Annotated in this window: 2 protein-coding genes and 1 pseudogene; all 3 read left to right on the forward strand. The window is 73.8% G+C overall.

What is annotated here, in order from left to right:
- A partial coding sequence (locus KBX53_RS33670; RefSeq protein ID WP_210863888.1) for an NAD(P)-binding protein occupies positions 1–544 on the forward strand: 544 nt, incomplete at its 5' end.
- Positions 545–546: 2 nt separating this feature from the next.
- Positions 547–945: a 6-carboxytetrahydropterin synthase gene (locus KBX53_RS33675; protein ID WP_030335538.1), complete on the forward strand. Its 399-nt coding sequence runs from the start codon at positions 547–549 to the stop codon at positions 943–945.
- Positions 942–1162 (forward strand): annotated as a pseudogene (locus tag KBX53_RS33680) (glycosyltransferase family 1 protein); the annotation flags it as partial. The gene KBX53_RS33675 and the pseudogene KBX53_RS33680, both read left to right, overlap by 4 nt.

Raw genomic sequence — 1162 nt, forward strand, 5'->3', positions numbered from 1 at the left:
CCGGGTCACCGTGATCGGCGCCGGCATGGTGGGCTGCTGCGTCGCGGCGCTGCTCGCCCGGTTCCCCGGCGTGCAGGTCGAACTGGTCGACACCGACGCGCGCCGGGCCGGCGTGGCCGGGGCGCTCGGTGTCGACTTCGCCGACCCGGCCGACGCCCGCGCTGACCGTGACCTGGTCGTGCACGCCAGCGCCACCGCCGCCGGCCTGCAACAGTCGCTGGACCTGCTCGCACCGGAGGGCACGGTCATCGAGCTGAGCTGGTACGGCGACCGCCCCGTGCAGGTGTCGCTGGGCGGCGCGTTCCACTCCGGTCGACTCACCGTCCGCAGCAGCCAGGTCGGCATGGTGGCACCCGCCCGACGGGGGCGGCGCAGCTACGCCGACCGCCTGGCGCTCGCCCTGGACCTGCTCGACGACCCGGCCTTCGACGCGTTGATCACCGGCGCGTCCCGGTTCGCGGAGCTGCCCGACGTGCTCGCCCGACTCAGCTCGGGTGACCTGCCCGCCCTCTGCCACCTCATCACCTACGACGACGGGGAGTGACAGTGTTCAGCGTGACCGTTCGAGACCACATGATGATCGCCCACAGTTTCCGAGGCGAGGTCTTCGGGCCCGCCCAACGCCTGCACGGCGCGACGTTCGTGGTGGACGCGACGTTCCGCCGGCCCGACCTGGACGCCGACGGGATCGTCGTGGACATCGGCCTGGCCACCGAGCAGCTGCGGGCCGTGCTGAGCGAGCTGACGTACCGCAACCTCGACGACGAGGCGGCCTTCGCCGGGGTGAACACCACCACGGAGGTGCTGGCCCGTACTGTCGCGGACCGACTGGTCGAGCGGGTGCACGCCGGTCAGCTGGGAGCGGGAGCGCGCGACCTGGCCGGCATCACGGTCACCCTGCACGAGTCGCACATCGCCTGGGCGAGCTACGAGCGGTCACTGTGACCGATGCGGGCCGGGCGGTGCACGTCGTCCTGCCCGGTGACATCGACGACCCGGCCACGCCCAGCGGCGGCAACAGCTACGACCGGCGGATCTGCGCCGGGCTGGGCGAGCGGGGCTGGTCGGTCCACGAGCACCCGGTGCCCGGCGCGTGGCCGCACCCCGAGCCGGCCGACCGGGCGACGCTGGCCGGGCTGCTCGCCGCCACGCCCGACGACGC

It is taken from the genome of Micromonospora sp. M51 (assembly GCF_018070305.1).
Classification (GTDB): Bacteria; Actinomycetota; Actinomycetes; order Mycobacteriales; family Micromonosporaceae; genus Micromonospora; species Micromonospora parva.